At 71.3% G+C, this 24,063-nt stretch carries 28 protein-coding genes and 1 pseudogene; 15 read left to right on the forward strand and 14 right to left on the reverse strand.

All coding sequences use genetic code 11. The annotated features are described in order from the left end of the window. Nucleotides 1-183: 183 nt before the first annotated feature. From pstB to ABZ794_RS31540, 7 genes are all read right to left on the reverse strand, one after another. Nucleotides 184-960: a phosphate ABC transporter ATP-binding protein PstB gene (pstB, locus tag ABZ794_RS31510; protein ID WP_112584183.1), complete on the reverse strand. Its 777-nt coding sequence runs from the start codon at nucleotides 958-960 to the stop codon at nucleotides 184-186. Nucleotides 961-977: 17 nt separating this feature from the next. After that, on the reverse strand, nucleotides 978-2,066 hold the full coding sequence (gene pstA / locus ABZ794_RS31515; protein WP_210782429.1) for a phosphate ABC transporter permease PstA: 1,089 nt from the start codon (nucleotides 2,064-2,066) through the stop codon (nucleotides 978-980). Then, on the reverse strand, nucleotides 2,063-3,154 hold the full coding sequence (gene pstC, locus ABZ794_RS31520; protein WP_238689035.1) for a phosphate ABC transporter permease subunit PstC: 1,092 nt from the start codon (nucleotides 3,152-3,154) through the stop codon (nucleotides 2,063-2,065). The genes pstA and pstC overlap by 4 nt, the downstream gene beginning before the upstream one ends. Before the next feature lie 35 nt (nucleotides 3,155-3,189). Next, nucleotides 3,190-4,296 (reverse strand): phosphate ABC transporter substrate-binding protein PstS, encoded by a 1,107-nt coding sequence (pstS, locus tag ABZ794_RS31525; RefSeq protein ID WP_196919982.1) that lies wholly within the window; start codon nucleotides 4,294-4,296, stop codon nucleotides 3,190-3,192. Between the two features lie 291 nt (nucleotides 4,297-4,587). Further along, complete coding sequence (gene mshD / locus ABZ794_RS31530; RefSeq protein ID WP_210782433.1) at nucleotides 4,588-5,514, reverse strand: mycothiol synthase; 927 nt, start codon at nucleotides 5,512-5,514, stop codon at nucleotides 4,588-4,590. A 58-nt stretch (nucleotides 5,515-5,572) separates the two neighbouring features. Beyond that, nucleotides 5,573-6,445, reverse strand: a complete 873-nt coding sequence (locus ABZ794_RS31535) for a polysaccharide deacetylase family protein (RefSeq protein ID WP_210782435.1) — start codon at nucleotides 6,443-6,445, stop codon at nucleotides 5,573-5,575. Between the two features lie 154 nt (nucleotides 6,446-6,599). Beyond that, on the reverse strand, nucleotides 6,600-7,319 hold the full coding sequence (locus tag ABZ794_RS31540) for a response regulator transcription factor (RefSeq protein ID WP_181518701.1): 720 nt from the start codon (nucleotides 7,317-7,319) through the stop codon (nucleotides 6,600-6,602). Nucleotides 7,320-7,560: 241 nt separating this feature from the next. Between ABZ794_RS31540 and ABZ794_RS31545 the strand changes: the two genes are divergently transcribed. From ABZ794_RS31545 to ABZ794_RS31565, 5 genes are all read left to right on the forward strand, one after another. Further along, complete coding sequence (locus ABZ794_RS31545) at nucleotides 7,561-8,619, forward strand: hypothetical protein (protein WP_238689037.1); 1,059 nt, start codon at nucleotides 7,561-7,563, stop codon at nucleotides 8,617-8,619. A gap of 104 nt (nucleotides 8,620-8,723) precedes the next feature. After that, nucleotides 8,724-9,512, forward strand: a complete 789-nt coding sequence (locus ABZ794_RS31550) for a DUF2993 domain-containing protein (RefSeq protein WP_210782439.1) — start codon at nucleotides 8,724-8,726, stop codon at nucleotides 9,510-9,512. 105 nt (nucleotides 9,513-9,617) lie between these two features. Further along, complete coding sequence (locus ABZ794_RS31555) at nucleotides 9,618-9,695, forward strand: Ms5788A family Cys-rich leader peptide (protein ID WP_310503780.1); 78 nt, start codon at nucleotides 9,618-9,620, stop codon at nucleotides 9,693-9,695. Between the two features lie 206 nt (nucleotides 9,696-9,901). Further along, complete coding sequence (locus ABZ794_RS31560) at nucleotides 9,902-10,750, forward strand: sulfurtransferase (protein WP_112584191.1); 849 nt, start codon at nucleotides 9,902-9,904, stop codon at nucleotides 10,748-10,750. A 2-nt stretch (nucleotides 10,751-10,752) separates the two neighbouring features. Continuing rightward, nucleotides 10,753-11,073 carry a DUF1416 domain-containing protein gene (locus ABZ794_RS31565; protein ID WP_210782441.1) on the forward strand — a complete coding sequence of 107 codons (321 nt, stop codon included), beginning with the start codon at nucleotides 10,753-10,755 and terminating at the stop codon, nucleotides 11,071-11,073. Between the two features lie 71 nt (nucleotides 11,074-11,144). Here the strand turns inward: ABZ794_RS31565 and ABZ794_RS31570 are convergent, their stop codons facing one another. Both ABZ794_RS31570 and ABZ794_RS31575 read right to left on the reverse strand, forming a co-directional pair. Continuing rightward, nucleotides 11,145-11,894, reverse strand: coding sequence for a hypothetical protein (locus ABZ794_RS31570; protein WP_357519010.1), 750 nt, complete (start codon nucleotides 11,892-11,894; stop codon nucleotides 11,145-11,147). Continuing rightward, nucleotides 11,884-12,069 carry a hypothetical protein gene (locus ABZ794_RS31575; RefSeq protein WP_196919975.1) on the reverse strand — a complete coding sequence of 62 codons (186 nt, stop codon included), beginning with the start codon at nucleotides 12,067-12,069 and terminating at the stop codon, nucleotides 11,884-11,886. Before ABZ794_RS31575 ends, ABZ794_RS31570 begins: the two co-directional genes overlap by 11 nt. A gap of 368 nt (nucleotides 12,070-12,437) precedes the next feature. Here ABZ794_RS31575 and ABZ794_RS31580 point away from each other — a divergent pair, with 368 nt between their 5' ends. Continuing rightward, a complete protein-coding gene (locus tag ABZ794_RS31580; RefSeq protein ID WP_247669150.1) occupies nucleotides 12,438-12,893 on the forward strand; it encodes a winged helix-turn-helix domain-containing protein in 456 nt (151 codons plus the stop codon). A 152-nt stretch (nucleotides 12,894-13,045) separates the two neighbouring features. Further along, the gene (locus ABZ794_RS31585; RefSeq protein WP_357519035.1) at nucleotides 13,046-13,828 is read left to right on the forward strand and encodes a hypothetical protein; all 783 of its coding nucleotides are present in this window, start codon (nucleotides 13,046-13,048) and stop codon (nucleotides 13,826-13,828) included. Between the two features lie 19 nt (nucleotides 13,829-13,847). Here the strand turns inward: ABZ794_RS31585 and ABZ794_RS31590 are convergent, their stop codons facing one another. The 3 genes from ABZ794_RS31590 to ABZ794_RS31600 all read right to left on the reverse strand — a co-directional run bounded on the left by ABZ794_RS31590 (nucleotide 13,848) and on the right by ABZ794_RS31600 (nucleotide 16,733). Then, nucleotides 13,848-15,902 carry a glycogen debranching N-terminal domain-containing protein gene (locus ABZ794_RS31590; protein WP_357519012.1) on the reverse strand — a complete coding sequence of 685 codons (2,055 nt, stop codon included), beginning with the start codon at nucleotides 15,900-15,902 and terminating at the stop codon, nucleotides 13,848-13,850. Continuing rightward, nucleotides 15,899-16,279 (reverse strand): SCP2 sterol-binding domain-containing protein, encoded by a 381-nt coding sequence (locus tag ABZ794_RS31595; RefSeq protein WP_210782450.1) that lies wholly within the window; start codon nucleotides 16,277-16,279, stop codon nucleotides 15,899-15,901. The genes ABZ794_RS31590 and ABZ794_RS31595 overlap by 4 nt, the downstream gene beginning before the upstream one ends. A 79-nt stretch (nucleotides 16,280-16,358) precedes the next feature. Next, the gene (locus ABZ794_RS31600; RefSeq protein ID WP_124820325.1) at nucleotides 16,359-16,733 is read right to left on the reverse strand and encodes a DsrE family protein; all 375 of its coding nucleotides are present in this window, start codon (nucleotides 16,731-16,733) and stop codon (nucleotides 16,359-16,361) included. Between the two features lie 12 nt (nucleotides 16,734-16,745). Between ABZ794_RS31600 and mtfM the strand changes: the two genes are divergently transcribed. Together mtfM and ABZ794_RS31610 are read left to right on the forward strand one after the other, a co-directional pair. After that, nucleotides 16,746-16,850: a small membrane protein MtfM gene (gene mtfM / locus ABZ794_RS31605; RefSeq protein WP_030327764.1), complete on the forward strand. Its 105-nt coding sequence runs from the start codon at nucleotides 16,746-16,748 to the stop codon at nucleotides 16,848-16,850. Further along, a complete protein-coding gene (locus ABZ794_RS31610; RefSeq protein ID WP_112584198.1) occupies nucleotides 16,844-17,434 on the forward strand; it encodes an FABP family protein in 591 nt (196 codons plus the stop codon). Before mtfM ends, ABZ794_RS31610 begins: the two co-directional genes overlap by 7 nt. Before the next feature lie 21 nt (nucleotides 17,435-17,455). Here ABZ794_RS31610 and ABZ794_RS31615 read toward each other — a convergent pair whose 3' ends face one another. Further along, nucleotides 17,456-18,334 (reverse strand): aminotransferase class IV, encoded by an 879-nt coding sequence (locus ABZ794_RS31615; RefSeq protein WP_357519015.1) that lies wholly within the window; start codon nucleotides 18,332-18,334, stop codon nucleotides 17,456-17,458. A gap of 93 nt (nucleotides 18,335-18,427) precedes the next feature. Here ABZ794_RS31615 and ABZ794_RS31620 point away from each other — a divergent pair, with 93 nt between their 5' ends. The 4 genes from ABZ794_RS31620 (at nucleotide 18,428) to ABZ794_RS31635 (ending at nucleotide 21,846) form a co-directional block, all read left to right on the forward strand. After that, complete coding sequence (locus ABZ794_RS31620; RefSeq protein ID WP_238689170.1) at nucleotides 18,428-18,832, forward strand: Fur family transcriptional regulator; 405 nt, start codon at nucleotides 18,428-18,430, stop codon at nucleotides 18,830-18,832. Further along, entirely contained in the window at nucleotides 18,829-19,941 is a 1,113-nt protein-coding gene (locus tag ABZ794_RS31625) for a folate-binding protein YgfZ (RefSeq protein ID WP_210782454.1), read from the forward strand. The genes ABZ794_RS31620 and ABZ794_RS31625 overlap by 4 nt, the downstream gene beginning before the upstream one ends. Before the next feature lie 23 nt (nucleotides 19,942-19,964). After that, on the forward strand, nucleotides 19,965-20,792 hold the full coding sequence (locus ABZ794_RS31630) for a 3-keto-5-aminohexanoate cleavage protein (protein ID WP_210782456.1): 828 nt from the start codon (nucleotides 19,965-19,967) through the stop codon (nucleotides 20,790-20,792). Nucleotides 20,793-20,886: 94 nt separating this feature from the next. Continuing rightward, nucleotides 20,887-21,846 carry an asparaginase gene (locus ABZ794_RS31635; protein WP_357519017.1) on the forward strand — a complete coding sequence of 320 codons (960 nt, stop codon included), beginning with the start codon at nucleotides 20,887-20,889 and terminating at the stop codon, nucleotides 21,844-21,846. A gap of 84 nt (nucleotides 21,847-21,930) precedes the next feature. On the opposite strand, the gene ABZ794_RS31640 is transcribed toward ABZ794_RS31635, so the two are convergent. Continuing rightward, nucleotides 21,931-22,728 (reverse strand): alpha/beta hydrolase, encoded by a 798-nt coding sequence (locus tag ABZ794_RS31640; RefSeq protein ID WP_238689051.1) that lies wholly within the window; start codon nucleotides 22,726-22,728, stop codon nucleotides 21,931-21,933. A gap of 112 nt (nucleotides 22,729-22,840) precedes the next feature. Here ABZ794_RS31640 and ABZ794_RS31645 point away from each other — a divergent pair. Together ABZ794_RS31645 and ABZ794_RS31650 are read left to right on the forward strand one after the other, a co-directional pair. Then, nucleotides 22,841-23,311, forward strand: a pseudogene (locus ABZ794_RS31645) (helix-turn-helix transcriptional regulator); the annotation flags it as partial. A 113-nt stretch (nucleotides 23,312-23,424) separates the two neighbouring features. Beyond that, nucleotides 23,425-24,060: a hypothetical protein gene (locus tag ABZ794_RS31650; protein ID WP_210782464.1), complete on the forward strand. Its 636-nt coding sequence runs from the start codon at nucleotides 23,425-23,427 to the stop codon at nucleotides 24,058-24,060. The last annotated feature ends 3 nt before the right edge of the window (nucleotides 24,061-24,063 follow it).

The raw sequence follows: 24,063 nt of genomic DNA on the forward strand, positions 1-24,063 counted from the left end.
CCGCTGCCTCAAGCGCTACATCGCCCGACAGCTCTACCGAACCATCACCACCCACCACCGCACCCCTTGACAACCCCCACTCACAGATCGGCGCGATCTTGCTCGACGGGGCGGTACTGGTGCTGGAGATGGGACCGGCGCCCACGCCGGGAGGCGGGGCGCCGGTGACCGGACGTGGTCGGCTCAGCCGAAGCGGCCGGTGATGTAGTCCTCGGTCTTCTTCACGCTCGGGTTGCTGAAGATCTTCTGGGTGTTGTCGTACTCGATCAGCCGGCCCGGGTCGCCGGTCTTCTCGATCGAGAAGAAGGCGGTCCGGTCCGAGACACGCGCTGCCTGCTGCATGTTGTGCGTCACGATGATGATCGTGAACTTGTCCTTGAGCTGGAACATCAGGTCCTCGATCGCCAGCGTGGAGATCGGGTCCAGGGCGGAGCACGGCTCGTCCATCAGGACGACCTGCGGCTCGACCGCGATGGTCCGGGCGATGCAGAGCCGCTGCTGCTGACCGCCGGAGAGGCCCGCGCCGGGCTTGCCGAGCCGGTCCTTGACCTCGCCCCACAGGTTCGCGGCGCGCAGGGCCTTCTCGGCCGCGTCCTCCAGGATCGACTTCTTGCGGACCCCGTTGAGCTTCAGCCCGGCCACCACGTTCTCGAAGATGCTCATGGTGGGGAACGGGTTCGGCCGCTGGAAGACCATGCCGATGGTGCGGCGGACCGCCGTGACGTCCACGTCCCGGTCGTAGATGTCCTGGTCGTCGATGGTCAGGCTGCCCTCGACCCGGGCCCCCGGCAGCACCTCGTGCATCCGGTTGATCGACCGCAGGAACGTGGACTTGCCGCAGCCGGACGGTCCGATGAGAGCGGTGACCGTCTTCGGCTCGACAGTCAGGTTGATGTTCTCGATTGCCTTGAAGCCGCCGTAGTACGCGGTGACGTTCGAGGCGGAGACGCGCTTGGCCATGGTGGTACCTCCGGGGTTCATCGGCTGAGCCTGTTGCGACGGGCCAGCAGCTTCGCCGCGATCGTCAGGATGAGCACGAGGGCGACCAGGGTGAGTGCCGCGGTCCACGCCCGTGCCGGGGCGTACTTCGACGCGTCGCCGGCCTGCTGGTAGACGAAGAGGGACAGCGACGACTGGCTGTTCTCGAAGGGGTTGGTGTTGATCGCGGCGCCACCGCCGGCGACCAGCAGCACCGGCGCGGTCTCACCGGCCGCGCGGGCGATGGCGAGCATGACGCCGGTGACGATGCCGGGCAGCGCCGTCGGCAGCACCACCCGCAGGATGGTCTTCCACTTGGGTACGCCGAGCGCGTACGCGCCCTCGCGCAGTGGTGCCGGTACGAGGCGGAGCATCTCCTCGGTGGACCGGACGATGGTGGGCAGCATGAGCACGCTCAGCGCGAGCGCGGCGGCGAAGCCGGAGAAGCTGGGCCGACCGTCGTTGAACCACGGCGACACGATCAGCACCCAGAACGCCAGCACGAAGAGGCCGGAGACGATCGACGGGATGCCGGTCATCACGTCCACGAAGAACCGGATCGCGAAGGCGAACTTGCCGCGCCCGTACTCGACGATGTAGATCGCGCAGAGAACGCCGAGCGGGACGGTGATCAGGGTGGCGATGCCGACCTGCTCCAGCGTGCCGACGATCGCGTGGTACGCGCCGCCGTTGGCGTCCCGGGCCCCGATGTTGTTCATCGAGGTCTGGAAGAAGTTGACGTCCAGTCGGTCGGCGCCCTTGCTGACCAGCGTCCAGACCACCGACACGAGCGGCAGCACCGCCAGCACGAAGGCGGAGTGGATCAGTGCGCTCCAGGTGCGGTTGCGCGCCGATCGGCGCCCCTCGACCGCGTTGGCGGCGGCGAAGAGCCCGACCAGGTAGAGGATCGCGCCGAGGACGACCACGAGGACCGGGCCGCCGATGCCGGTGCCGTAGACGATCACGGCGGAGAGCGCCAGGGCCGCCACGGCGATGGCCGGGGCGGCGTACCAGGGCAGCCGCTTGGCCCGCAGCGAGTCGGGCTGGGCCGGCGGCCGGGTGCGGTGGGAGGTGGCGGTTGTGGTCATGCGGCCGACTCCGTGAACTCCCGGCGGCGGTAGATGATCGCCCGCGCCGTGATGTTGACGATCAGCGTGATGGCGAACAGCACCAGGCCGGAGGCGATGAGCGCGCCCCGGCCGGTCTCGTTCGCCTCGCCGAACGCGTTGGCGATGTTGGCGGCGATGGTGTTGCCGCCGTTCTGGATCAGGTTGAACGAGATGCCGAAGGTGATGCCGAGGGTCAGCGCCAGGGCGATGGTCTCGCCGAGCGCCCGGCCGAGGCCGAGCATCATCGCGGCGATGATGCCGGGGCGGCCGTAGGGGAGCACCGCGGTGCGGAGCATCTCCCAGCGGGTGGCGCCCAGGGCGAGGGCGGCCTCCTCGTTCGCGGTGGGCGTCTGGAGGAACACCTCGCGGGAGAGCGAGGTGATGATCGGCAACACCATGATCGCGAGTACCAGGGCGCCGAGCATGACGGACGCCCCGAAGGGGCCGTCGCCGCCGAAGAGCGGGATCCAGCCGAAGTGCTGGTTCAGCCAGACCGAGAAGTCCCGGACGGGGCTGCTGAAGACGTCCCGCCCCCAGAGGCCGAAGACCACGCTCGGCACTGCGGCGAGGAGGTCGATCAGGAAGCCGAGCGCGGTGCCCAACCGGCGCGGCGCGTAGTGCGAGAGGTAGAGGGCGATGCCCAGCGCCACCGGCACCGCCATGAGCAGTGCCAGCGCCGAGCTGAGCACGGTGCCGAAGGCGAGCGCACCGATGCCGAACTTCGGCTCCGTCTCGTTGGGCGACCAGCCCTCGTAGGACCAGAAGTTCTCGGTGTTGGCGCGTAGGGCCGGCACCGCCTTGACGACCAGGAAGATCGCGATGGCGGCGATGATGACCAGAACGGCGGTGCCGGCGGCCAGGGTGAGACCGCGGAAGGCCCGCTCGGCGCCGAACCTACGGCTGCGCGGCAGCGCGCCGCCGCCGCCCAGCCCGGTGCCGCCCGGGGAACGGGTGCTGACTGGTGCCTCGGCCACACGCGCCGAGGCACCGGCGGGCCACTCGTGACTCTGGGTCACGCGCGTCCCGCCGGTGCCGGCGTCGGCCGAGCGGTGGGGGGTGTCACCCATCTGCTCGCTCGATTCGATTGCGGAGTTGGTGTCGGTCAGGAGATGTTCTTGACTGCGGCCTCGACCTTGGTGCGGACGCTCTCCGGCAGCGGGGCGTAGCCCAGCTCGGTCATGGCAGCCTGGCCCTCGGTGCTGGCGGCGTAGCCCAGCAGGCCCTTGACCAGCGGCAGCTTGTCGGCGGCGAGGCCCTTGCTGCAGACGATCTCGTACGTCGCCAGGACGATCGGGTAGGCCCCGGCCTCCTTGGTGTTGTAGTCGATCGACAGCTTGAGGTCGTCGCCCTGGCCCTCGACCTTGGCGCCGGCGATGGTCTTGCCGGCGGCCTCGGCGGTCAGCGCGGCGAACTCACCCGCACCGTTACCGATCTTGGACATCTTCAGGCCGGCGTTCTCGGCGAACGACCACTCCATGTAGCCGATGGAGCCGTCGGCACCCTTGACCCGGCTGGCCACGCCGTCCGAGCCCTTGGCGCCGGTGCCGCCCGGGGCCTTCCACGCCTTGGCCTTGCCGAGGGTCCAGTCGGCCTCAGCGGTCTTGGAGAGGAAGTTGGTGAAGTTGTCGGTGGTGCCCGACTCGTCCGAGCGGTGGACGGTCTGGATCGTGGTCGCCGGGAGGGTGGCACCCGGGTTGTCGGCCTTGATCGCCGCGTCGTCCCACTTGGTCACCTTGCCGGCGAAGATCTTCGCCAGGGTGGCCGGCTTGAGCTGGAGGTTGTCCACGCCGCTCACGTTGTAGGCGACGGCCACCGGGCCGATCACCATCGGCAGGTGGATGGCCTTGCCACCGACGCACTTGGCGTCGGCCTGCGGCTGCTCCTCCGGCTTGAGCGCGGAGTCGGAGCCGGCGAAGTCGGCCGTCCCGGCGATGAACGCCTGGATGCCGGCGCCCGAGCCGCTGGGCTCGTAGTTGATCGTTACACCCTGGCACTTCTGCTGGTACGCCTTGATCCATTCGGCCATGGCGTTCTTCTGCGCCGACGAGCCCTGGGCGTTCAGCGTGCCGGTAGCGCAGTCGACCGCGGCGGCCGAGCCCGAAGCGCTGGCGCCGGGGGTGGGCTCGTTGTTGTCCGAGCCGCATGCGCTGAGACCGAGCGTCGCAGCAAGGGCGAGGCCGGCAATCGCGCCGTACCGCTGGAGCTTCACCTGAGGGGTTTCCCTTCGCGTCTGACTTGGCGCCCCGATCCCGGGGCCCGAGGACCGGCACTGACCGGCTGACACGAAAGTTAGAAGTGCCAGGTAGCCGGTTCGCCGGTCGCAAGTGAACGCAAGGTGAACACGTACGGCCCCTGAGGTGACCGCTTGCTGAGGGTGAGTTGTCCGTTAAGTGAACCGGGGTACACCTGTCGGAAGTATGGGTATATTTCCGGTTCGGCGTTATCCCGCCGACGCTCGACCGTTACCCACCGGTGACGCGGTCGGGGCGACGGCCGACGGTCAGCCCAGGTGGTAGTTGATGTGCGCGGACCAGCGGGCGAAGCCCAGCCGCTCGTAGAGCGCGACGGCCCCGGTGTTCGAGTCGTCCACGTAGAGCATCACCCGGTCGAGGCCACGCTTGTCCCGCAGGTGTGCCAACCCGGCGGTGGTCAGGGCCCGGCCGAGCCCGCCGCCGTGCGCGGTCGGTTCCACCCCCAGGACGTACACCTCGCCGATTCGGGCCGACCCCGGCCGCTCGTGCACCTTGGTCCAGTGGAAGCCGAGCAGTCGGCCGGTCGCGGTCTCCTCGGCGAGCAGGAAGCCCGCCGGATCGAACCACGACTCGGCGAGGCGGACCCGCAGGTCGTCCGACGTCCACCGGCCCTGTTCGGGATGCTCGGCGAAGGCCCGTGCGTTGAGCGCCAACCAGGCGGTGTCGTCCGCCCCGGGCCGGAACGCGCGTAGCGCCACCCCGTCGGGCAGGCGCGGCTCACCCAGCGGGGCCGCCAGCGGCCGGCGCAACTGCCAGAGCACCCGGGCGCGGGCGAAGCCGAGGTCGACGGCGAGCGCGGCGGCCGAGGGGTGGTCGCCGTGCGCCCACGCTCGCAGCGGCCCGGTGGCCGAGGCGAGTACGCCCCGGGCGAGCGCCCGTCCGGTGCCCCGCCGCCGGTACGCGGGGTGCACCACCAGCTCGACCCCGATCCCACCCACCGGGTCGGTGGTGTCCAGGTGCGCGTACCCGGTGAGTGTGCCGTCGTCGGCGCGGGCGACCAGATGAACGGCGGGGGCGTCGGGGTCCCGCAGCCGCAGCAGGACGTGTTCGTCGAGCGGGTCCGCTCCGTCCGTGTCACCGGCGGCGCTGGCGAGGGCGAGTACCTCGGCGATCTCCGCCGGCGCCAGTTGGTCGCTCCGGGTCACCTGGTCGCTGGTCGGCTCCGCGCTGCTCATCCCGCCACCGTATCCGTTGCGTGTCGTGGCGCCCGGAGCGTCGCCGTAAAGGCGGGGCTCACGTCGGGTCGGTGGGGAGTGCCTCCAGCTCGAACCGGGCGGTCAGGTCGGGCAGGATCCGGCGCAGCGCCTCCATCGTGCCCTGCCGGTCCCCGCCGGCGTCGTGCAGCAGCACCACCGAGCCCGGTTCGGCCTGGCTCAGCACCGTCGCGGTGATCTTGCTGGCGCCGGGTAGCTCCCAGTCCGACGGATCCACCGACCAGTGCAGCGGGGTCATGCCGAGCTGCCGCGCCACCGACACCACCGGGTACGTCCAGGCTCCGCCCGGCTGGCGGTACCAGACGATCGGCGCGTTCGGCACCGCCGCCCGGATCGCCGCGTTGGTGCGCAGGAGGTCGGAGCGGATCGCGTCGGCCGACCGGGCGCCCAGGCCCACGTCGTGGTGCCAGGAGTGGTTGCACAGGGTGTGCCCAGCGTCCACGATCGACTGGACCAGGTCGGGGTGGTTCTGCGCGTTCTCGCCGACCACGCAGAACGTGGCGCGCACGTCGTATTCGCGCAGGAGGGCGAGGACCTGCGGCGTGTAGCGCGGGTCCGGCCCGTCGTCGAAGGTCAGCGCGAGCCGGGGGGTGCCGGTGGTGGTGTACGCGCCGAACAGGTTGTCGTCTCCGGCGTCCCGTCCGGACCCGTCCTGGCCGGTCTCGACTGGGCCGGTCTCAGCCGCGCTGCCGCTCGGGGCTCCGCCCGGCTCGCCAACGCTGGGTTGGTCGGCGTAGTGCGGCCCGTCGGCGCTCGTGGTGACACCGGTTGACTGCTGAGGTGTCTGGTCGGGGACGAGGCTGCGGCCCAGCACGTACGCGGAGCCGAGCAGCCCCGCCACCACCAGCGTCACGATCCCCGCGGCGCGCGCGGTGGAGCTGCCCCGCGTCACGACTTCCGCCTGGCTTGCCGGTCACGCCGGCCCGTCGCCCCCGTGTTCAGTGCGCGCACCGTCGCCCCTTTCTCCGACAAACCCGGCAGTCAGAATAGAACTGCCAAGCTGCGCAAAAAGGGCATATGGGAAATCGCCCGGAGAGATCTCCGGATCAGACCGGCAGGGGCGCGTGCTCCGCCTCGGGAAGCGACCGCGACGGCGGAACGACGAACTTGTAGCCGACCTGGCGGACGGTGCCGATCATCGACTCGTACTCCGAGCCGAGCTTGGCGCGCAGTCGCCGGACGTGCACGTCCACAGTGCGGGTGCCGCCGAAGTAGTCGTAGCCCCAGACCTCGCGCAGGAGCTGGTCCCGGGTGAACACCCGGCCCGGGTGCTGGGCCAGGAACTTCAGCAGCTCGAACTCCTTGTACGTGAGGTCGAGCGGACGGCCCTTGAGCTTGGCCGCGTAGGTGTCCGGGTCGATGGTCAACTCGCCGGCCCGGATCGAGCCACCCGCGCCAGCGGTGGCGTTGCTGAGCCGGCCCACCGCCAGCCGCAGCCGCGCCTCGACCTCGGCGGGGCCGGCCGAGGCGAGGATGACGTCGTCGACGCCCCAGTCGGCGTTGAGTGCGATCAGGCCGGCCTCGGTCACCACCGCGACCAACGGCACGCCGAGCCCGGTGGCGTGCAACATTCGGCAGGTCGCGCGAGCCTCGCTCAACTCCGATCGGGCATCCACCATCACCGCGTCCGGGCTGGGGCCCGCGACCAGGGTGCGAACATCACGCGGCGCGGTGCGGACCGAGTGCGGCAGCAGGTCGAGCGCCGGCAGCACAGCCGACGGCTCTCCTGCACGCGCGGTCACCAGCAGCAGGATCTCCACGATCACCTCCGTCCCGGCGGCGCGAGGCCGCACGCGACCAGTCGCACTCATCAAGGAGTGCGCTGAGAAATTGCGTGGTCCCGGCGTCGCTGACGGGCGGGTAACGCGTTGAGCCTAACCGATCGCCTCGGCCGCGCCGTCAGGCCATTTCCCGTTTGTCTACCTTGCCCCTGATCGTGGCCCGGATTTTAACGTCGCCGAAACCCGTGACCACCGCGTCGGGCCGTCGGTCTGGCACGATCGGGTCGTGTTTTCCTCCACATCGCCCGAGGCCGGCCGCGAATCGTGGCCCGCTGGGCCCCAACCGGGTCCGGCCGCCGCAGCGACGCGCGGCCAACCGCCCGCGCCGCGTACCGGCCCGGCCACCACCGATGGCGACCGCCGCGAACGGGGTGGGCCGCGCCGTGCCCGCCGCGCCGGCGAGCCGGCCCGCCGATCCGAGGACGAGATCGACGAGCCGGAAGAGGAGGTCGTTCCCCCGGTCGCGGTGCACCGTCAACTGGCGCTGACCATCGCCGGCTTCGCCGCGCTGCTCGGTGTCGGCCTGGTGCTCGGCGCGCAGACGTCGGGCCCCGGTCACCGGTTGCCGTTCGCCTTCATCATCTTCGGCGTCCAACTGCTGTTCGTGCTCGCCTGGACGATGGCCATGCGTCCGCCCGCGCTGTTTGTGGTCGCCGGGATCAGCGCCGCGGTCGCGGCGTTTGTCGACATCGCGGCGGTGCAGACCGACGTCGCCGGCCTGGCGCCGCTGGGCTACCTGGCCGCCGGTGGGTTCCTCGCCGCGGTGCTCGGCCAACTGGTTCGTCGGGTCGACCGGGTCCGGGTCACCGACTCCCTCGGCTCCACGCTGCTCATCGTGGTCGGGGTGGTGGCCTTCGGCACCCTGATCGTGCTCAGCCGGATCCCGGCCGGCACCCAGGCGATCACCGTCTGCCTGACCGCGAGCGGTGTCGCGCTCACCGTCGCTCGGCTCACCGACGCCGTACTGCCCTGGCCCCGGCTCGCACCGCAGGTGCCCCGGGGCGCCGCCGGCGTGGTGGCCGGCGCGATGGTCGGCACACTGACCAGCGCCCTCCTCGGCAGCTATTTGGTGGCTCCCTTCACGCCGACCCGGGCCGCCGTGATCGGCCTGGTCGCGGCGGTCACCGCCGTCCTCTCCGACCTCGCCGTGGGGTACGCGGAGGCGGGCCGGTTGATGGCCGGCGAACCGCCGACGATGTGGGTGGCCCGGCACATGCAGGGCCCGCTCGGCGGCTTCGCCCTGGCCGCGCCCGCCGCGTATGCCATGTGCATGCTCTTCCTCTGAGGCACGGTTGAGCGCTGAGCCGGTCGGGTACCTACGGGTGCGCCGCCCTGCGGCGTCGGAACGAACGACCCGTCGCGGCGCGACGGGCGGAGACAGGAGGCGGCGTGGCGCAGGACTATCCGGTGGACCAGGCGCGACCCCGACGGCGTGGCCGCAAGCTGCTCATCGGGCTGTTCGTGCTGCTCCTGCTGCTGGCGGGGTTGCTGGTGGTCGCCGACCGGGTCGCGGTCGGTGTCGCCGAGCGGATGATCGGCGACCGCGTACGCCAGGAGATCGCCAAGCAGGGCGCGCAATCCGCGGCACCCGAGGTGGAGGTGGGCGGAACTCCGTTCCTCACCCAGGTGCTGGATGGCCGCTACCAGCGGATCACCATCAACCTGCGCGACGTGCAGGCCTCGGTCGAGGGTGACGCCGTCCGGCTGCCGGTGCTCGACGTGACCGCCCGCAACGTTCGGGCCTCGTTGGACACCCTGCGCACCGGCCAGGGTGACGTAGTGGCGGACACCGTCAACGGTGCCGGCACGATCAGCTACGAGAGCCTGGCCGCGCTGCTGAACCGCCCGGGCCTCACCCTCGGCGAGCAGAACGGCAAGCTCACCGTCAAGGCCCCGGCCGACATCCTCGGTCAGAAGCTCACCATCAGCGGCACCGCCGACGTCACCGTCGCCGACAACGGTGCGGTCGCCCTGCGGTTCAACGACCTGGACGCCGCGGGTCTGCCGAACCTGCCGCTGGCTCGGGCCTTCCTGAGCAACTACGCCAAGAGCATCTCCATCGACGTACCCCTGCCGGAGTTGCCGTTCCAGCTTGCGGTCCGGGAGGTCCGTCCACTGCCGGAAGGGCTGGCGGTCACCGCCGACGCCAAGAACGTGCCGATCAACTCCGCTGGCTGACGCCGGAGGCGCGGCGGGACGCCGAAATCCTCGGCGATCCCGGCGATTCCCGGATGGTGGTCGGCGCAGTGGCAGCACGGTCACTGGCTGGTAAGCTCCCTGGCCATGGGGACCCACCTCACCAAACGGCGCGCGGTCGACCTGTGCCGCGTGGCCACCTGCCTGTGTCGCCCCGTCATCTGACGGCGGGGCTGTCTCCGGCCGCCTGACGGCGGCCACCGGCACAGGGTTCTCGCACCCTCCGGTTATCCCACCGAACGCCCGGCAGCGGCGCCGTCGCACGAACCCGTGATCCCGTCCTTCCGCTGGGTCCCGCGCGTGGTGCGACAGTTACACCGGTCGATTCGCGCGCGTTGGCTCACCATCCATCCTCACCAGGGAGTGATTCGATGAGTCGCGACACCGCACTCGTTTCGGCCGAGTGGGCCGAGAAGAACCTCGACGCCCCGGGCGTCGTCTTCGTCGAGGTCGACGAGGACACCTCGGCCTACGAGACCGGCCACATCGCCGGCGCCATCAAGATCGACTGGAGGACCGACCTCCAGGACCAGGTCCGCCGGGACTTCGTCAACAAGACGCAGTTCGAGGCGCTGCTCTCCGAGCGGGGCATCAGCAACGACGACACCGTCATCCTGTACGGCGGCAACAACAACTGGTTCGCCGCGTACGCCTACTGGTACTTCAAGCTTTACGGCCACCGCGACGTGAAGCTGCTCGACGGCGGCCGCAAGAAGTGGGAGCTGGACGCCCGCCCGCTCGTCACCGACGCGGTGTCCCGCCCGGCGACGCAGTACGTCGCGCAGGAGCCAGACACCTCCATCCGGGCCTTCCGCGACGAGGTCGTCGCCGCGATCGGCACCAAGAACCTGGTCGACGTGCGCAGCCCCGACGAGTTCGCCGGTCGCCTGCTCGCCCCCGCCCACCTGCCGCAGGAGCAGGCGCAGCGGGCCGGCCACATCCCCACCGCGATCAGCGTTCCGTGGTCCAAGGCGGCCAACGAGGACGGCACCTTCCGGTCCGACGACGAGCTGCGCAAGATCTACGGCGACGCGGGGCTCGACGACGGCAAGGAGACCATCGCGTACTGCCGGATCGGTGAGCGCTCGTCGCACACCTGGTTCGTGCTCCAGGAGCTGCTGGGTCACCGCAACGTCAAGAACTACGACGGCTCCTGGACCGAGTACGGCTCGCTGGTCGGTGTGCCGGTCGCGCTCGGCGACGAACCCGGGGAGGCCTGATCATGACTCTTCCCACCGCCGCGGGTTGCGCCGCACCGGACCAGGCCGCGCCGCTGCCGGCCAGCCTGGATCTGGAGAAGGAAACTGTCATCACCGGCATCGTCCGCTCCGCCGAGGCCGACCCGGTGCCGGGCGCGTACGTCCGGCTGCTCGACTCGACCGGTGAGTTCACCGCCGAGGTGGTCACCTCGGCCGCCGGGCAGTTCCGGTTCTTCGCCGCGCCGGGTTCCTGGACGCTGCGGGCGTTGTCCCGGCACGGCAACGGCGACACCGCTGTCACTGCCGGCCGAGGCGTCAACGAGGTTGCCGTCACCGTCGCCTGACCCACCGCTCTGATCGACCGGGGCCGGTCACCCTCCCGGGGGTGGCTGGCCCCGGTCGTTTCTTCGCAGCGTTAGTAAGCTCGCATCCTGCTCTGGTTGTCGGCAGGGGCCGAGTCGGGCGGAACCACCTTGTAGTGCAGCTCCTCCAGCGCCTGAGCGGCGATGCCCGGAGCGTCGCGTACAGCAGCCAGTAACTGGAGCTTGCGCCACTCCTCCCGAGCTTCGTCGACTGCCATCCGCCATCCGTCGACCGTGTCGACGGAGAACTCTTCCACCACGGCCTGCAGGACATCCTCGACACAGGGCCGAAAACGGTGCCCGCCCAGCGGGAAGTGGAACTTGGCAAGCCGCGGTACCTCGTGTCTGCGCTTACGGGCTCTCGGGCGTCCGCTTGGCCCGTCCTGCATGACAAAGGCGAATTCGTCGCGGTGACCATGCACGTGAAGGTGGGCGCAGGGCACGCCGGGCTGGAACTCCCGGACGTACTCGTAGCGGAACAAAGGCGCCTTTTCACCCTTGGGCGTGACATGGAGCCAGGAGGCATCCGTGGCAAGGTGCCTGCCGGTTGAATCCATGCAGCAGTTGAACTTGATTAGCAGGTCAAGGCGGTGCTTGTTGTCGATGTACAGCGGAAACGTGCCGAAATCGTCTCCCTCGACGATGCCCACCATGACGCGACCGCCGTTCCTGCCAGGCATCAGCAGCGCGGACAGGTGCTTCTCTGTCCTCACCACTCGTTGCACTCGGCTGGTTATGTCGTCGGCGAAAGCGCTGGCTCGGGCGATCAGGTCCGAAGAGACGGGAGTCCCGTCAGTCGTCATCGCCGAGCAGGTAGTCAATGGAGCGGACCATCTCGTAGACGCTGCGCTCGTCGGCGCGGAGTTCGAAGTTGCGCCCCAGGTCATACAGCGTCTCTTTGTTCATGTGGACACGCTCCAGGAGCCGCGCTCGCCACTCTCGCAGCTCCTGCTGGGTCTTGACGATGGCGGTGCCCATTGCTGGTCCTCTCGCCGTCGACGACGTCGCTGTTGGCGTCACCCTAGTGCCTCTCTCCGACGACGCGGACCGCATTGCGGATCCTCGCGTCACTAGTCCACTACCCACTGTCAATCGATGGCACCCGCTCTTCGGTTGCGCTGGTGTCGGTTCCACGACAGTCGGCGCGAGTGATGCGGCGACGCGAGGCGCGAGCGGATGGCCTTGTGGGTACCGGGAGAAAGTTGGGTGTTGCCGACGGCGCGGACGGTCCAATCAAATCCATCGGTGTGCGTCACTATCTAAGAGTGGAGATCACGGTTGGTGCGGACAGCGACGTGTCCGGTCAAAGGGTTCCGATCATCGTCTGCGTCAGCGCGGATGCCTTGATGATTGAGCGGGTGCGGCGACAGCTCGACGGGGTTGGTCAGGTGGTGAGCTGCGAAGACCTGGTCCAGTTACGGGCACTGCTGTTCTCGTCGCCGAGTGCCCCGACGCCGGCCGTCAGGCCGGTCTCCCCAGGGTTGGAACCGCGGGGGCTGGTGAAGTGGGGTGAGCTGGTCGTCGACCGGGCCGGACACCGGGTCACCTGGCGCGGCGAGGCGCTCCCGCTGACCCCCACCGAACGGGAGTTGCTCACCCTGCTCATCGGCCCACCGCTGGTGGTGTGGAGCTACGAACGGCTCTGCGCCTCCGCGTTGGGTGGCGCGGACACCGCAGCGCTGCAATCCACCATCAGACGGCTACGTCGCAGGCTGCGGGGCCTGCCGGGCGGGCCGCAGGTGCACACCGTGCGAGGGATCGGCTATCGGCTCGACCCGCCGCCCCGGCTGCACGACCACTGACCCGCTGTCGCTCCGCCGGGCCGACCGCCTCCGCTGCCGGCCCGGCGGCGGGCGCGTGACACCATGGCCGGGTGAGCGGTGCTGTGCAGACGGGTTGGGCCTCTTCGGCCGGCCCTGCCGCGCCGACACCGGCCCGGTCGCGGCGGCGTTTGCTGCTGGCTGTGACGGTGGCCTGGGCGGTGCTGCTGGCCGGGCTCACCTGGATATCGGTGCGGAACGACCCGCCGACCGTGCGCGAACAGCGTTCCCTCGATCAGGCCGGCCCGGTGGTCGACCGGGCGGTCGGTGAGCTGGCTCGCGCGGCCGGTGCGGCCGGTCTGCTGGAACTGAGCCCCGCGCGGGTCGCGTCCGGCTGCCGGGTCACCCCGTTCGCCGACGGGGCGAGGCTGCGACGCGAGGTCGGGGTGCTCGCTGCCACCGGTGACGAGCGGGCCGTGCTGACCGGCATCGCCGAGCGGCTGCCGGCGAGCTGGCGGGCCGGGGTCGGGCCCGGGGTGGACGGCCCCGAGCTGCGCGCCGACGCCGGAGAGTTCGTGGCCGTCGAGGGCAGGCCGACCGTCGACGGCCGGGTGCGGCTGGTCGTCGACACCGGTTGCCGACCGGTCGGCGCCGGTTACACGCCGTCCCCGGCCACCGCTGCCGGCCCGGAGACCACCGCGCTGGCCGCCGCACTGACGGCCCTCGACCGACCGGGTGACGCCGCGGCGGAGCAGGTCACCGCGCCCTGCCCGGGCGGCGGGCTCGCCCGTACCGCGTGGTCCGCGAGCGGTTCCGGCCCGGCGGCGTCGACGGCCGCACTCGCCCCGCTGGCCGGCAACGCCCCACTGCTGGACCAACCCCCGGTGTACGCGTACCGCAGCGGCGCCGTCACGGTGCTGGCCGAGATCGGCCCGGACGCCACCCGACTGGCCGCCACCGTCGGCTGCCCGAGCTGAGCGGGGCAGCCCGCTCGGCTCAGCCGTCGTCCGGTTGGTCCTCCGGGTCACGGCTGCGGCCCAACGCGTCGACCATGCCCCACCGGCCGGGGATGTCCAGCAGCTCGACCCGGCCCATCCCCGGTGGCACGGCCGGGTCGATGATCAGGTGCTCGCCCTGCGGCTCCAACCCCAGCATCACCCGCAGCAGCAGCAGCGGGGTGCCGGTCGACCAGGCCTGCGGGCTGCACGCGGTCGGGTACTCCACCGGGTAGTCGGTGAGGTCGCGGGTGTAGCCGGCGAACGCCTCCGGCAGCCGACCCTCGAAGTACCGGGACGCGGCCAGCATCGTGTCGCAGATCAGCCCGGCCTCCTCCCGGAAGCCGTACCGCCACAACCCCCAGGCGATGATCGAGTTGTCGAACGGCCAGACGGTGCCCACGTGGTAGCCGATCGGGTTGTACCGCCCCTCGTCCGCGGCGAGCGTCCGCACCCCCCAGCCGGAGAACAGTCGTGGCCCGAGCAGGTGCTCGACCACCTTGCCGGCGCGCGACTCGTCCACGATGCCGCTCCACAGCAGGTGCCCGATGTTCGAGGTCAGCGCGTCCACCTGCCGGCCGTCGGCGTCCAACGCGAGCGCGTAGTGCTCGCGGTCGGCGATCCAGAAGTCGCTGTCGAACCGCCGTTTCAGGTCGGCGGCCTGCCGCTCCAACTCGTCGGCGAACTCCGGGTCGTTCCAGAACTTCCGGGCCAGCCGGGCGGCCCGGACCTTCGCGTCGTAGGCGTAGCCCTGCAACTCGCAGGTGGCCCGGGGAAAGCCGGGCAGTTGACCGTCTGCGTACGAGATGGCGTCCCAGGAGTCCTTCCAGCACTGGTTCTGCAGGCCGGTCTCCGGGTTTCGGGTCTGGTACCAGAGGTAGCCGGTGCCGAGCAGGTCGCCGTAGGTGTCGATCCACTCCAACGCCGCGCGGACCTGCGGTTCCAGCTTGCGGACGAGTGCGGCGTCACCGGTCCACAGCTCGTACTCGTCGATCAGGATGATGAACAGGGGCGTCGAGTCGGCCGACCCGTAGTACGGCGAGTGTGGCTGCTCCTCGAAGCCGGCGGTCTCCCCGTACCGCAGCTCGTGCAGGATCTTGCCGGGTTCCTCGTCCCGGAAGTCGTCCACCCGCTGCCCCTGAAGGCCGGCCAGCATCAGGATGGTCGGTGGGACCAGCTCCGGCAGGAACGGCAGCACCTGCAACGAGGTGATGATGCTGTCCCGGCCGAACAGGGTCATGAACCAGGGCAGTCCCGCGGCGATCAGCCGTACGCCCAGGGCGATCGACTCGTAGCGCAGCGCGGCCAGGTCGTTGAGGCTGCGCCGGTACGCCCCGGCCAGCGGCTCGCAGTCGCAGCCGAGCTTCGGCGCCCGGTCCATCAGCTCCTGCTGCTCGGCCCGGATGACGTCGGCGCTGCGGCTGCCGCCGTACGGGAGGGTGGCCCGGATGTCCTCGCCCCGGGCCCCGTAGACGACGCTGGACACGTGCAGCCTGGTGGTCCAGCTGTCGTTGCGGGCTATCCGGACCCGGAAGGTCATTCCGGTCTCGTCGATCCGCGCCGGCGCGGTGGTACTGACCGTCATCTCCCGGTGGAACGCCTCCCGCCGGTAGGTCAGCCGCAGTTCGTTCTCGGCGACAGTGACTGTGGTCCGCCCCCGCTTCTGTCGAGAGTTCTTGATTTCGAAGAGGTCGGCGAAGTCGGCCCCGATCTCGATCCGGAGGGTGCACTCGACCTCCGCGCCGAGGTGGTTCAGCACTGTCAGCTCCTCCTCGAAGCTGCCGACGATCGCCCGGCTGCGGATCACCGACGCCTTGGCGTCCAGGTAGTGCGTGGGTTCGCCGGGGGCGAGGAAGAACTTGGTGCGGTACGACTCGGTGTCGTCGACGGAGAGGGCGTGCAGCCGTTCGCCGTCCAGGGTGAGCACCCAGGTGGACAGGAAGCGGGTGTCGAAGGAGAACAGCCCGGTGGGGAAGTCGTAGGACGGTTCGATGTCCCCGCGCCGATCGCTGACCAGGAAGGTGTTGCCGTCCAGGATGCTGACGAGGTCCTTCACCGAAGTCGCCCGGCTGCTCGGCGGGCCGTTTCGCGGGGGTCCCGGGTGCCGGGCGGGTTCGGGAAGAACCGGCGGAAGGCGAGGAAGAGCACCACGTTCCCGCTGAACGTGCTCTCGTTGCGCAGCACCGCCGCGACCCCCTGGGCCTCGCCGGTGATCAGTCGGTCGAAGAGGGCGGCGCTGCTGTACCAGATGGCGTCGGCCGGGCCACGCCCACGACTGACCTCCACGAACCCGGGCCGCATCCGGACCAGCCAGTGTTCGGTGCGGTGGTCCTCGCCGAGGTCGATCTGGAGGGTGCCGTCGGCCAGGCCGCCCAGGACGTCGGGTGCGCGCGACGGCAGTGCCTCGAAGAACCTCTCCGCCGCCTCGGTCACATCCGAATCGTAGGCAGCCGTCCGAGATGTCGGGTCGGTATCGACACTCCGCTCGGGTCGCCCTATCGCCGCCGTGCGGTCAGTAGACGAGTGCCTGCGCGCCCTCGGCCAACGCCTCCTCGACGAAGACCGCGGCACCGGCGATCCGGACCCCGGGGAGTACGTCGTCCGGGCCGATCTCCCGTCGGGCCGCGCACTGCGTGCAGGCGGTCACCCGGCCGCTGGTCAGGATGACGTGCAACAACTCGGCCAGGGGCGCGGAGTGCGGCAGGTCGAACTGCTGGGCGCGACCGGGCAGCGCGAACCAGGTGGACTCACCGGTCAGCCAGAGCGAGACGTCCACCCCGGCCGCTACCGCCGTCGCGGCGACGGTGAATGCCTGCGCGCACCGCTCCGGGGCGTCCGCCCCTGCGGTGGCCTTGACGACGAGATTGCGGGCCATGTGGCCCAGCATAGGATGGCCGGGATGGTTACCGAGATCGGGTTTGTCAGCCTGCTGGTCGCTGGCCTGGGCGGGCTCGCCGGTGGCCTGGTCTACCTTGCCGTACGCATTTCGAGAGGACGCTGGTGAGCGAGAACCCGCTGCAGCCGCCGTGGCTGAACGCGCCGCCGGTCGAGGAGTACCCGTTCGAGGAGAGCCACGACCTGCGGGTCGGGCCGAAGCTGCACCCCGCGCTGGATGCCCTGCTGCCGTACATCGGTCTGTGGCGTGGTCGGGGCAAGGGCGGCTTCCCCACCATCGAGGATTTCGACTACGCGCAGGAGATCCGGATCAGCCACGACGGCCGACCGTTCCTGCACTACGAGTCGCGTGCGTGGATCCTCGACGAGCAGAGCAAGCCGGTCCGTCCGGCCGGCCGCGAGGTGGGCTGGTGGCGGCCGGTGCTGGTGGACGGGCGGGCGACCGACGAGCTGGAGGCGCTGCTGACCACCCCGACCGGGGTGATGGAGCTGCACCTGGGCAAGCGCACCGGCACGCAGCTCGAGTTCGCCACCGACGCGGTGATCCGGACTCCGACCGCCAAGGAGGTCACCGGTGGGCACCGGCTCTTCGGCATCGTCGAGGGTGCGCTGCTCTACGCCCAGGAGATGGCCGCCATGGGGCACGGGCTCAGCCCGCACCTCTCCGCCCGACTCGTCCGGGTCGGCGGCTGACCCCGACGGTCGGTCACAGCACTAGACGGGGAAACCCAGCAGGGCCTGCAGGGCGGGGGTACGCGGGCAGCGAGCCCTCCGTACCCCGTCCAGCGTGTGGACCTCGGCGGCTCCGCGCAGTGACGAGGTGAACCACACGCCGTCCGCCGCGTCCAGTTCGGCGGGGGTGACCATCCGTTCGGCGGCGCCCAGGCCCAGCTCGCTCGCGTGGGCGATCAGCCAGGCCGCTGTGGTGCCGGCGAGGATGCCGGTGCTGGCGGCCGGCACCGTGCAGAGCGTGTCGTCGGTGAGCCACACCACATTGGCGGTGGGGCCTTCCAGCGCGTACCCGTCGGAGGAGATCCAGAGCACGTCGTCCACGCCGGCCCGGCGGGCCCAGCGGCGGGCGGCGCTGTTGACCGCGTACGACGTGGACTTGATGCCGGCCGGCAGCCAGGTCAGCCCGCTGCGGGCGGCGGCGGGCAGCCCCAGCGGCAGGGTGGCCACAGTGATCCCGTCCCGCCGGGCGGCCCGGGAGGCCGCCGGCACCGGGGCCAGCGTGGCGTAGATCGTGGGCGGACCGCCGGCCTCCGGGCCTCGGGTGCAGACCAACCGAAGTGCCCCCTCCACAGCCGCTGGCCAGCCTGTTCGCACCTGGTCCAGCAGGTCGACCAGCGCGGCGGTGGGGGGCAGGGGTAGCTCCACGGCGGCCGCCGCCGTGGCCAGGCGGGCCAGGTGTTCGTCGCGCAGCCACGGTTGGCCGTCCCGCAGGTGCATGGTCTCGAAGAGGCCGTCGCCGTGCAGCACCCCGAGGTCGTCACCGCGGAGCACCGGGTCGCCGGGTGGCACCGGGCCACGCCCCAGGACGGCGATCCGCGCGGTCGGGTCGGCTCCGACCTTCCCGACGGACGACCTCACCATGACCGTCGAGCGTAGCGGTGATCGATCGCGGTGCGGGGAACAGCCCGGTGGCCGAACTATGATCGGACGGTGTCCGAATCCTCCCTCGCGGAAATGCTGCGGGCCCGTGGGCTGCGGCTGACGGCCCAGCGGCAGCTCGTCCTCCAGGCGGTGCTCGATCTGGGCCACGCCACCCCGGAGCAGGTGCACACCGCGGTCCGGGAGGTCGCCGCCGGCGTCAACATCACCACCATCTACCGCACGCTTGAGCTGCTGGAACGGCTCGGTCTGGTCACCCACACGCACCTGTCGCACGGCTCACCGACCTATCACGCCGCCGGTGAGCACCAACACGTCCACCTGGTCTGCCGGGAGTGTGGCGCGATCGACGAGATCGAGCCGGAGCTGCTCCGCCCCCTCGCCGACCAGTTGGCCGCGCAGCGCGGGTTCCGGGTGGACATCGGGCACGTGTCACTCTTCGGCGTCTGCGTACGCTGCGAGAACGGGGACGAAAAATGATCGACATCGCGGGTGCGGTGGCCGTCGAGGGCATCGACGAGGCCAGCCGTGACCAGCCGGATCCGGCGCACGTTGCGGCCGGGGTGCGGGGGGTGGCCGCGCACTACGGCGACCCGCTGCGCGAGCAGCGCACCCTCGACACCGCTGTCGGTCTGGTCGACCGGTCGCATCGAGGGGTCATCGCGGTGGCCGGGGAGGAACGGGCCAGCTGGCTGCACACAGTCACCTCGCAGCACCTGAACGCGCTGGCCGCCGGTGAGGGCACCGAGTTGCTGGTGCTGTCGCCGCACGGCCACGTCGAGCAGCACGCCATGGTCGCCGAGGACGGCGAGACCACCTGGCTCGACACCGAGCCCGGCGCGACCGAGGGCCTGCTGACCTACCTGGAGAAGATGCGGTTCTTCAGCAAGGTCGAACCACGCGACGCGACGGCCGAGCGTGCGCTGTTGTCGCTGGTCGGGCCGGCGGCCATGGAGGCGCTCGGCACGCTCGGCGTGACCGGGCTCGCCGCACCGGACGTGGTCGCGGTGCCGGGTCCGAAGTTCCCGCACGGTGCCGTGCCACCCCGGGCGAGCGCTCGGTACGACGTACGGCCACTGCCGATCGGCGGCTGGGCCCGACGTGGTCCGCTCGGGGTGGACCTGCTGGTGCCCCGGTCGGCGATGGACCAGGTGGTGGCGGAGCTGCGCGGTGCCGGGGTGCCGGTCGCGGGGCTGTGGGCGTACGAGGCGATCCGGGTGGCCGCCCGGCAGCCCCGGGTCGGGGTGGACACCGACCACCGGACCATTCCGGCCGAGGTCGACCTGATCGCCCCGGCGGTGCATCTGGACAAGGGTTGCTACCGGGGGCAGGAGACGGTGGCGCGAGTGCACAACATGGGCCGGCCGCCGCGTCGCCTCGTACTGCTGCATCTGGACGGGGTGACCACCGATCAGCCGCCGGTGGCCGGTACGCCGGTGACGCTCGACGGCCGGGCGGTCGGTTTCGTCGGCACCGCAGTGCTGCACCACGAGCTGGGCCAGGTCGCGCTCGCGGTGCTGAAGCGGAACGTCCCGGACGACGCCGCGTTGCTGATCGGCGAGACCGCGGCGGCGATCGACCCGTCCTGAGCGGGCCGTCTAGGATCGCCGGCATGACGACAGGGACGTTGATCACGGTGGCCCCGACCGGCGCTGAGTCGGCCAAGGCGGAGGTGCCGGCGCTGCCGGTGACCCTCGACGAGTTGCTGCTCACCGCCAAGGAGTGCGAGGCGCTCGGCGCCGCCGTGATCCACGTCCACATCCGCGACGACGAGGCCCGGCCGACGCTCGACCCGGTGCGGTTGGCCGACACGGTGGCGGCGCTCCGGGAGAGTACCGACCTGATCGTGCAGCTCTCCTCCGGTGGTGCGGTGACCGACCCGGAGGCCGCCCGGCTCGCCGTGCTGGACGCCCGTCCGGACATGGCCTCCTGCACCATGGGCACTGTCAACTTCGGCGACGACGTCTTCCTCAACCGCTGGGAGTTCATCGTCGACCTGCACACCCGGATGCAGGAGCGCGGGATCGTGCCGGAGTACGAGATCTTCGACCTCGGCCACCTGTCCGCGTTGCAGCGGTTGCTCGGCAAGTACGGGCTGCCGGCCGGCGGGCACGTGCACGTCGACTTCGTGATGGGCGTGCCGGGCGGGATGCCGGGCACCACCGAGACCCTGGTCGCGGCCCACCGGATGCTGCGGGACCTGCCCGAGGGCACCACCTTCTCGGCCACCGGCGTCGGCCGGAGCACCATCGCGGTGCTGCTGGCCTCGCTGTCGACGGGCGGGCACCTGCGGGTCGGCATGGAGGACACCGTGACCTACGCGAAGGGCCGCCCGGTGGAGTCCAACATGCAGTTGGTCGCCCGCGCTGTGGGTTTCGCCCAGCTCGCCCAGCGCCCGCCGCTGACCACCACCGAGGCCCGCGAGCTGCTCGGGCTGTAAGGCCGGGTCTGTCCCGCGCCCCTGTCACCCGGGCGGTGGACCTCCTGGTCACCCCGCCGCCGGGCACCCCCGGACCGTCGGTACCGTCCAGCGCGTGACGAAGACGTACGAGGGCGGCGCGCCGCTCGCCGAGGTGGTCCGGTCCGGGTTCGTGGAGGGTGCGCACCGCGGCTCGGTGGTGGTGCTGGACGCCGCCGGTGCCGCGGTGGCGACCGCCGGGGACGTGACCTCGCCGATCTTCCCCCGGTCGGCCAGCAAGCCGATGCAGGCGATCGGGATGCTCCGGGCCGGCCTGGCCCTGACCGACCCGGCCGACGTGGCGCTGGTCTCCGCGAGCCACGCCGGCGAGGAATTCCACATCTCCCGGGTCGGTGCGCTGCTGGAGCGCGCCGGATTGGACGCGTCGGCGCTGCACTGCCCGCCCGACCTGCCGGTGGGGGCCGCGGCCCGGGAGGCGGTGCTTCGAGCCGGTGGCGCCCCCAGCCGGGTGCAGATGAACTGCTCCGGCAAGCACAGCGGGATGCTGTTGACCTGCGAGGCCGCCGGTTGGTCCCGGGAGGGCTACTGGCGGCCGGAGCACCCGCTTCAGCAGCGGCTGCGGGCCGCCATCGAGGAGTTCACCGGCGAGCAGGCGGCGGCGGTGGGGGTCGACGGCTGCGGCGCCCCGGTCCTCGCGGTGTCGCTGACCGGCCTGGCCGGGGCGTACCTCCGGCTGGTCGACGCCGAGCCCGGCTCGGTGCCGCGCACTGTGGCCGACGCGATGCGGGCGTACCCGGAGATCGTAGGTGGCACCCAGGCCGACGACACCCGGTTGATGCGCGGTGTCCCGGGGCTGCTGGCCAAGGTCGGTGCCGAGGGCGTGATCGCCGTGGCGCTGCCGGGCGTCGGCGCTGTCGCACTGAAGATCGACGACGGCGCCGACCGGGCCCGGATGCCGGTACTGGTCTCCGCGCTGCGCCGGCTCGGCGTGGACGCTCCGGTGCTGACCGAGTACGCCGAGGTGCCGCTCTTCGGTGGCGGGGTCCCGGTCGGGGCGGTCCGCCCGCTCTGGTGACACCACGGGCCCACCGGCCCGGCCGCCCGACCCGGCGGCCAACTCCGGATCGAGCGACGTCAGGCCCGTCGGCGGCGGTGGTGGCTAGCTCAGAAAGTCGAGCAGCGCGGCGTTGACCGGCTCCGGACGCTCCAGCGGCAGCAGGTGCGCGGCGTCCGGCACGTCTGGCAGTCGTACCGCGCCGGGGACCTCGGCGGCGATCCGGTCGGCGAGCCGACTGATGTCCGGCACGTCCGCGGCGCCGGCGGTGACCAGGACGGGGATCTTCAGCTCGCCGAGACGACCGATCGCCGGTGGCGACAGCTCTCCCACCTCGACCGCGCCGAGCGCCAGTTCGGCGGCGAGGGCACGCTGGTCCATCTCCTGCGCGAACGCGACCAGCTCCCTGTCGACGTCCTCCGGCCGGCGGCGCGGGCCGACCACCCAGAACCGCACCTCACCGGCCGCACCGGCGACGAAGTCGTCCGGGTCGACCTCGCCGACCAGGCCGTCCCAGAGGTCGTTCGCCTCGTCTGACCACTCGTTGCCGGAGACCGCCGTGTCGAACAACGCGAGGGCGCTGACCCGGTCGGGGTGGGCCAGCGCGGTGTCGATGGCGACCGCCCCGCCGAAGGAACAGCCGACCAGGGCGGCCCGGGGCAGGTCGAGCGCGTCCAGCAGCCCGGCCACGTCGTCGTGATGCGCGAACGGCGTCGGGGGCAGCTCGGAGTCTCCGTAGCCACGCAGGTCCGGGACGATCACCCGGTGCCGGGCGGCGAGCGCGGACACCTGCCCCCGCCACATCCGCCGGTCGGCGATTCCGGCGTGCAGCAGGACGACTGGCGAACCGGTGCCGGCCTCGTCGTACGCGATGCTTGCTCCATTGACTGTGATCTTGTGCACGGACGGACCGTACGGATCGGCCGAGTGGCGCGCAAACGGGGTGCTGAGACCTTGCTAACTATGGTTAGCGTTTTGCTTGCAACAGCTAGCGCGGACGATTAGCGTCGCTGCCATGGCCACACCCAAGGACCTTCCCGACGTCGGCGGGTTCATCCGCGATCTGCGGCGCAACGCCAAGATCTCGCTACGGCAGCTCGCCGAGCAGGCGGGGGTCAGCAACCCGTACCTCAGCCAGATCGAGCGCGGCCTGCGCAAACCCAGCGCGGAGGTGCTCCAGCAACTGGCGAGCGCGCTGCGGGTCTCCACGCCGGCGATGTACCTGCGCGCCGGTCTGCTCGACGACAAGGAAGGCCACGGGGTGCTCGCCGCCATCGCCGTGGACGCCGACCTGACGATGGCGCAGAAGCAGTCGCTCAGTCAGATCTACGAGACGTTCCGCCGGGAGAACACCCGGCTGGCCGAGGCCCAGGCCGAAGCCGAGACGGCGCAGGCCGACCAGCCCGCCAGCCCGTCCGCCAGCCAGGCCGCGGACCTGGCCAATGTGGCCGCCACCGGCCCCACCACCGTGGGCGGCACCCCGACCGAAGCCGTGCTCGAGTCGGTAGCCGTCACCGAGGCGGGCACCGCCCCCGCCCCGGGCAGCACCAGCATCCCCCAGAAGAAGAAGGCCGCTGAGGCGGCCGAAGAGGAGACGTCATGAGCGAGCCGAAGACCAACCGCATCCCCGCCCCGATCTACGCCGCAGCCGGCGCCGGTGAGCTGGCCATCGAGCAGCTGCGCAAGCTGCCGGCCGTGGTCGGCGTCCTCAGCACCCGGGTCGTCGCCGACCTGGGTGGCCGGGCCGTGCTGACCGGCTTCGAGCTGAAGCAGAAGGCCACCGAGACGCTGCGAACCGCCAACGAGACCGCCGACCTGGCGAAGCTGCGCGAGGTGGCCGACATCGACAAGCTGCGCGCCGCCGCGACCCGCAACGCCGCCCTGGTGGTCGCGGGTGCCCAGGTCGCCCAGGAACGCGCCTTCGCCGCGTACGGCGCGCTGGTCGCCCGGGGCGAGCGGGTCGTCGGTGCCGGCGTGCTGGAGGCCGCCGAGACCGTCAACGCCGACATCGAGGCCACCGAGGCTGTGACGCCGGCCACCACCGCGGCTGTCATCACCCCGACCGCTGCGGCCCCCGCCGACGCGCCGACCCCGGCCGACGTGGCGGGGATCGCCGAGGCCAAGCCGGCCGCGGTCAAGAAGGTCGCCCGCGCGCCGAAGGCCGCCAAGCCGGCCGAGACCCCGTCGGCGAAGCTTCCCCGGGCCACCAAGCGGACCCGCCCGGCCGCCGAGTAGCTC

The organism is Micromonospora sp. NPDC047187 (assembly GCF_040643355.1).
Lineage (GTDB): Bacteria > Actinomycetota > Actinomycetes > Mycobacteriales > Micromonosporaceae > Micromonospora > Micromonospora salmantinae.

Coding starts and splice junctions, on each gene's coding strand:
- pstB (WP_112584183.1), bottom strand. CDS start 960: ATGGCCAAGCGCGTCTCCGCCTCGAACGTCACCGCGTACTACGGCGGC.
- pstA (WP_210782429.1), bottom strand. CDS start 2,066: ATGACCACAACCGCCACCTCCCACCGCACCCGGCCGCCGGCCCAGCCC.
- pstC (WP_238689035.1), bottom strand. CDS start 3,154: ATGGGTGACACCCCCCACCGCTCGGCCGACGCCGGCACCGGCGGGACG.
- mshD (WP_210782433.1), bottom strand. CDS start 5,514: ATGAGCAGCGCGGAGCCGACCAGCGACCAGGTGACCCGGAGCGACCAA.
- ABZ794_RS31555 (WP_310503780.1), top strand. CDS start 9,618: ATGGGGACCCACCTCACCAAACGGCGCGCGGTCGACCTGTGCCGCGTG.
- ABZ794_RS31560 (WP_112584191.1), top strand. CDS start 9,902: ATGAGTCGCGACACCGCACTCGTTTCGGCCGAGTGGGCCGAGAAGAAC.
- ABZ794_RS31565 (WP_210782441.1), top strand. CDS start 10,753: ATGACTCTTCCCACCGCCGCGGGTTGCGCCGCACCGGACCAGGCCGCG.
- ABZ794_RS31570 (WP_357519010.1), bottom strand. CDS start 11,894: ATGACGACTGACGGGACTCCCGTCTCTTCGGACCTGATCGCCCGAGCC.
- ABZ794_RS31575 (WP_196919975.1), bottom strand. CDS start 12,069: ATGGGCACCGCCATCGTCAAGACCCAGCAGGAGCTGCGAGAGTGGCGA.
- ABZ794_RS31580 (WP_247669150.1), top strand. CDS start 12,438: ATGATTGAGCGGGTGCGGCGACAGCTCGACGGGGTTGGTCAGGTGGTG.
- ABZ794_RS31600 (WP_124820325.1), bottom strand. CDS start 16,733: ATGCTGGGCCACATGGCCCGCAATCTCGTCGTCAAGGCCACCGCAGGG.
- mtfM (WP_030327764.1), top strand. CDS start 16,746: ATGGTTACCGAGATCGGGTTTGTCAGCCTGCTGGTCGCTGGCCTGGGC.
- ABZ794_RS31615 (WP_357519015.1), bottom strand. CDS start 18,334: ATGGTGAGGTCGTCCGTCGGGAAGGTCGGAGCCGACCCGACCGCGCGG.
- ABZ794_RS31620 (WP_238689170.1), top strand. CDS start 18,428: ATGCTGCGGGCCCGTGGGCTGCGGCTGACGGCCCAGCGGCAGCTCGTC.
- ABZ794_RS31625 (WP_210782454.1), top strand. CDS start 18,829: ATGATCGACATCGCGGGTGCGGTGGCCGTCGAGGGCATCGACGAGGCC.
- ABZ794_RS31630 (WP_210782456.1), top strand. CDS start 19,965: ATGACGACAGGGACGTTGATCACGGTGGCCCCGACCGGCGCTGAGTCG.
- ABZ794_RS31650 (WP_210782464.1), top strand. CDS start 23,425: ATGAGCGAGCCGAAGACCAACCGCATCCCCGCCCCGATCTACGCCGCA.